Annotated in this window: 4 protein-coding genes and 1 pseudogene; 1 reads left to right on the top strand and 4 read right to left on the bottom strand. The window is 68.0% G+C overall.

The features are described from left to right. On the top strand, nucleotides 1-2,552 hold a 2,552-nt coding region (gene car / locus JOZ00_RS21950; protein WP_293347949.1), incomplete at its 5' end, for a carboxylic acid reductase. Nucleotides 2,553-2,611: 59 nt separating this feature from the next. Here car and JOZ00_RS21945 read toward each other — a convergent pair. From JOZ00_RS21945 to ruvB, 4 genes and pseudogenes are all read right to left on the bottom strand, one after another. Further along, nucleotides 2,612-3,310 carry a hypothetical protein gene (locus JOZ00_RS21945; protein ID WP_293347946.1) on the bottom strand — a complete coding sequence of 233 codons (699 nt, stop codon included), beginning with the start codon at nucleotides 3,308-3,310 and terminating at the stop codon, nucleotides 2,612-2,614. Between the two features lie 128 nt (nucleotides 3,311-3,438). Continuing rightward, a complete protein-coding gene (locus JOZ00_RS21940; RefSeq protein WP_293347943.1) occupies nucleotides 3,439-3,825 on the bottom strand; it encodes a DUF1304 domain-containing protein in 387 nt (128 codons plus the stop codon). 103 nt (nucleotides 3,826-3,928) lie between these two features. Beyond that, a complete protein-coding gene (locus tag JOZ00_RS21935) occupies nucleotides 3,929-4,576 on the bottom strand; it encodes a hypothetical protein (RefSeq protein WP_293347952.1) in 648 nt (215 codons plus the stop codon). 118 nt (nucleotides 4,577-4,694) lie between these two features. Then, nucleotides 4,695-5,702, bottom strand: a pseudogene (ruvB, locus tag JOZ00_RS21930) (Holliday junction branch migration DNA helicase RuvB). Nucleotides 5,703-5,718 lie beyond the last annotated feature (16 nt).

Below are 5,718 nucleotides of genomic sequence, written 5' to 3'. Positions count from 1 at the left end.
TGTCGACGCTGCTCGAAGACCTTCAGCTGGTGCGGCCGACCGAACTCAACTTCGTCCCGCGGATCTGGGAGACGCTCTTCGGCGAATTCCAGCGCCAGGTCGAACGCCGGCTGTCCGATGGCGCCGACCGCGCCGCGGTCGAGGAAGAGGTGCTCGACGAGCAGCGCCAGTACCTGCTGGGCGGGCGGTTCATCTTCGCGATGACCGGTTCGGCGCCCACCTCACCGGAGCTGAAAAAGTGGGCCGAGTCACTGCTCGAAATGCACCTGATGGACGGCTACGGCTCGACCGAGGCCGGAATGGTGTTGTTCGACGGCGAGATTCAGCGTCCGCCGGTGGTCGACTACAAGCTGGTCGACGTCCCGGACCTGGGCTACTTCAGCACCGACCGGCCGCACCCGCGCGGCGAGCTGCTGCTGCGGACCGAGAACATGTTCCCCGGCTACTACAAGCGGGCCGAAACCACGGCCAGTGTGTTCGACGAGGACCACTACTACCGGACCGGCGACGTCTTCGCCGAGATCGCTCCCGACCGGCTGGTGTACGTCGACCGCCGCAACAACGTTTTGAAGCTCGCGCAGGGTGAGTTCGTCACGCTGGCCAAGCTGGAGGCCGAGTTCGGCAACAGCCCGCTGATCCGCCAGATCTACGTCTACGGCAACAGCGCGCAGCCCTACCTGCTGGCCGTCGTGGTTCCCACCGAGGAAGCGCTGGCCAACGAGGACGTCAAGACGCTCAAGCCGAAGATCGCCGACTCGCTGCAAAACGTTGCGCGCCAAGCCAACCTGCAGTCCTACGAGGTGCCGCGCGACTTCATCATCGAGACCACACCGTTCAGCCTGGAGAACGGCCTGCTGACCGGGATCCGCAAGCTGGCGTGGCCGAAGCTGAAGCAGCACTACGGCGAGCGGCTCGAGGCGCTCTACGCCGAGCTCGCCGAGGGGCAGGCCAATGAACTGGCCGAGCTGCGCCGCAGCGGCGCCGACGCGCCGGTGCTGCAGACCGTCAGCCGCGCCGCGGCGGCCATGCTGGGCACCGCGAGCACCGAGCTGACCCCCGACTCGCACTTCACCGACCTGGGTGGCGACTCGTTGTCCGCGTTGACATTCGGCAACCTGCTGCGTGAGATCTTCGACATCGACGTGCCGGTGGGTGTGATCGTCAGCCCGGCCAGCGACCTGGCCGCCATCGCCAACTACATCGAGGGCGAGCGGCAGGGCACCAAGCGCCCCACCTTCGCCGCCGTGCACGGTCGCGGCGCGACCGAGGTGCACGCCAGTGACCTCACGCTGGACAAGTTCCTGGAGGCCGCGACGCTGACCGAGGCGCCGAACCTGCCAGGACCCAGCGCCGAGGTGCGGACGGTGTTGCTGACGGGCGCGACCGGCTTCCTGGGCCGCTACCTGGCGCTGGACTGGCTCGAGCGCATGGACATGGTCGACGGCAAGGTCATCGCCCTGGTGCGCGCGAAGTCCGACGACGAGGCGCGGGCGCGGCTGGACAAGACCTTCGACAGCGGCGACCCGAAGTTGCTGGCCCACTACCAGGAACTGGCCGCCGACCACCTGGAGGTCATCGCCGGCGACAAGGGTGAGGCCAACCTCGGCCTGGACGACGCGACCTGGCAGCGACTGGCCGACACCGTCGACCTGATCGTCGACCCGGCCGCTCTGGTGAACCACGTGCTGCCGTACAGCGAACTGTTCGGACCGAACGCACTGGGCACGGCCGAGCTGATCCGGATCGCGTTGACGACCAAGATCAAGCCGTACACCTACGTGTCGACGATCGGCGTGGGAGACCAGATCAAGCCGGGCACGTTCGTCGAGGACGCCGACATCCGGCAGATCAGCGCGACTCGCGCGATCAACGACAGCTACGCCAACGGCTACGGCAACAGCAAGTGGGCCGGTGAGGTGCTGCTACGCGAGGCGCACGACCTGTGCGGCCTGCCCGTCGCGGTGTTCCGGTGCGACATGATCCTGGCCGACACCACCTACGCCGGCCAGCTCAACCTGCCGGACATGTTCACCCGGCTGATGCTGAGCCTGGTCGCCAGCGGGATCGCACCCGAGTCGTTCTACGAGCTGGACGCCGACGGCCACCGCCAGCGCGCGCACTACGACGGTCTGCCCGTCGAGTTCATCGCCGAGTCGATCTCGACGCTGGGCGCCCAGGCGCTGGACAACGGGTTCCAGACCTACCACGTCATGAACCCGTACGACGACGGCATCGGCCTCGACGAGTACGTCGACTGGCTGGTGGAGGCCGGTTACTCGATCCAGCGCATCGCCGACTACGGCGAATGGCTGCGCCGGTTCGAGGGCACGCTGCGGGCTCTGCCGGAACGGCAGCGCCAGTACTCACTGCTGCCGCTGCTGCACAACTACCAGAAGCCGGACAGCCCGATCAACGGGTCGATGGCTCCGACCGACCGCTTCCGCGCAGCGGTGCAGGAGGCGAAAATTGGTCCCGACAAAGACATCCCGCATGTGTCGGCGCCGATCATCGTCAAGTACATCACCAACCTGCAGTTGCTCGGACTGCTGTAAAGACCGACAGGAAATCGCCCGGCCCCCTGGTGGGGTCGGGCGATTTCCTATGCGTGGACTTACTGCTGAGGATGCGGCCAGCGCAGATACGCGGCATTGCCCCCTGCCGACGCACCGCGTTGCCGACGCCAGCCTCGCTTCGGCTCGGGGTCCGCGGCGGAGCGCGGCTTGGTCAGCGCGCCCGATGACACATGCGCCGGCTCGTATCCGGCTTCCCGGTACGGCAGAACGCCCTGGTCACCGTCGACGCCCTCGATCTCGGCCGGCGCCACAGGCTGCACGTCGCGCGCCAGCCGCACGGCCGTGCGCGCCAAGGCCACCCCGGCTACAAAGGTGATCAGCGCACCAAGACCCGAGAAGTAGGTGACCTCGAGCACCGCACGCTTGCGCTCAGTCGCGGCGATCGGGTCGCCGGCGGACCCGATTCCCAGCAGCGGAGCGACCTCACTGCCGACGACGAACCATGCGCCCGCCAAGACAGCCACCCAACCGCCCAGCATCGCTGCGACTCGGTTTCCGGCAAAGACCAACAACAGGCCGCCGACGACGGTCGCGGCTCCCGGCAGCACTTCCAGCCACCCGCGGGCCGTGCTCCACGCCCAATCGCGGTCAGGTGTGTACGCGAAATTGAAGTGCGGTCCGACGAACGGAATCAGCGCCCCCCAGGCTCCCAGGATGACCAGAAGCAAACCGCTGACCGCACCACGCGAGCGAGGCATACTCAACCCCCGGGAGTAATCGTCCTCTGCGTATTTCATGACATCTCCTTGTTAGATACCGGGCCCTTTTCCGGCCCCGCCTGGGTACCCAACGGTTTTCAGATATAACCCCCGCGGGCCGACGAAACCGCCGCTCAGCGTGGCTATTGAGGCTAGTGGGGCTGGTGTTACGTATTGAGGCCGAGCAGCAAGAGGACTATCGCGATAGCCGGGAAGGTGCCCTGCGTCACCGCGGCGCGCGCCTTTTCCCGCGCGGACAACAGCAGGACCGCCGCGGCAGCAACCATCGACCCGACGCCGGCAAAGATCAGCGCCGCCCCAACGTCCCTGTGCCCCATGCCGATCGCGGCGATGCCCACGCCGCTGACGATGGCCAGGAACAAGTTGTAGAAGCCCTGGTTGAAGGCGAGCAACTTGGTGGTCTCGGCTTCCTCGGGCGTCGTGCCGAACGTGGCGCGGGTGCGCGGCGAGGTCCAGGTCAACGATTCCATCACGAAGATATAGATGTGCAATATCGCCGCCAGCCCGGCGAACACCAGCCCTGCCGTGATCATCGCCGAAACTCTACCGACCTGCAGTTGCTGTGGACTACCCCGACGCGAAAAGGCACCGGTAGCCACGTTGGGCTACCGGTGCCTGTGTTTTCGCCAGTACGGCCTAGACGCCGGCGTGGTGGTGGCGACGGTGGAAGAGGCCACCCCCGAGTCGACGGCGCGGCTCGGGTTCGGGTTCGACGGCCGTCCGGTCCGTCCGCACGGGTTCACCCGCAGGCACGGCGGGCTCGGCCACTGTCGCGGGTTCACGCACCATGACGTCGCGCGCATGCCGGACCGCCAGGCGTGCCACGGCGGCTCCGCCGAGGAACACGATCAGCGCACCCAGGCCGGTGAAGTACGTGACCTCGAGCAGGGCTCGTCGCAGGTCCGTCGACCCCACCGGAAGACCGACGTCGCCGAGGCCCAATGTCGTTGCGAACGCCCGTCCGACCACGAACCAGGCGCCGCCGGCGACCGCCAGCCACCCCCCGAACACGGCGCTGGCGCGGTTGTTGGAGAGGAGCACCAGCAGTCCGCCCACCGCTGCGGCGGCGCCGGGAAGCACCTCTAACCAGCCTTTGGCCGTCGTCCACGTCCAGGCCGGGTCGGTCGTGTACGCCCAGTCGATGTTGGGCCCGAAGAACGGGACCAATGCACCCCAAGCACCCAACAGGATCAGGAGCAGCCCGGTCATCGCCCCGCGGGTGCGTGGCATGTACATCGCGCGAGGGCGTTCATAGTCGTGACGCCGTTCATAGTCGTGACGCATGGTCCTCATCGGAACCTCCTTTAACGAGCATCGCTGTGACGCTGGTTACCCGAGGACCACGCGATGTAACCCGCCGACGGCCCCGATGGGCCGCGAAAAGGTCACGATTTGATCGCGACTACTCGAACAGGCCGGGCTGTCCCAACCCGGTGACCCCCGCCGGCGGAACCATGCCGAGGTGGGTCCAGGCCTGGGCGGTGGCGACCCGGCCGCGCGGCGTGCGCGCGACCATGCCGGCCCGGACCAGGAACGGCTCGCACACCTCTTCCACGGTGGCGGCCTCTTCGCCCACCGCCACCGCCAGCGTCGAGACCCCAACCGGACCACCGCCGAAGCTGCGGGTCAGCGCCGAGAGCACCGCCCGGTCGAGCCGGTCCAGACCCAGTTCGTCGACGTCATAGACGGCAAGCGCGGACTTGGCGACGTCGCGTGTGATCACGCCGTCCGCGCGCACCTCGGCGAAGTCGCGGACGCGGCGAAGCAGCCGGTTGGCGATGCGCGGCGTTCCGCGGGAGCGCCGCGAGATCTCCTCGGCCGCCTCGGCGCCCAGTTGGATGCCCAGAATCCCGGCCGACCGCGCCAGCACCCGCTCCAGCTCGGGCGGTTCGTAGAAGTCCATGTGCGCGGTGAAACCGAAGCGGTCGCGCAGCGGCCCGGTCAGTGCGCCGGACCGGGTGGTGGCGCCGACCAGGGTGAACGGCGCCACCTCCAGCGGAATCGACGTCGCCCCCGGACCCTTGCCGACCACGACGTCGACCCGGAAGTCCTCCATCGCCAGGTAGAGCATCTCCTCGGCGGGCCGGGCGATGCGGTGAATCTCGTCGATGAACAGCACGTCGTGCTCGACCAGGTTGGACAGCATCGCGGCCAGGTCGCCGGCCCGCTCCAGCGCGGGCCCCTACGTGACCCGCAGCGAGGACCCCAGCTCGGCGGCGATGATCATGGCCAGCGACGTCTTGCCCAGCCCCGGCGGACCGGACAGCAGAATGTGATCGGGTGTGCCGCCGCGGTTCTTGGCCCCCTCGATAACCAGTTGCAGCTGTTCGCGCACCCGCGGCTGGCCGATGAACTCGTGCAGCGTGCGCGGGCGCAGGCTGCCGTCGATGTCGCCCTCCCCCGGCGCCAAGGTGCCGGAGACCTCG

Origin of the sequence: Mycobacterium sp. (genome assembly GCF_019243155.1) — a bacterium.
Lineage (GTDB): Bacteria > Actinomycetota > Actinomycetes > Mycobacteriales > Mycobacteriaceae > Mycobacterium.
This window is presented reverse-complemented; position numbering and strand designations above follow the sequence as displayed.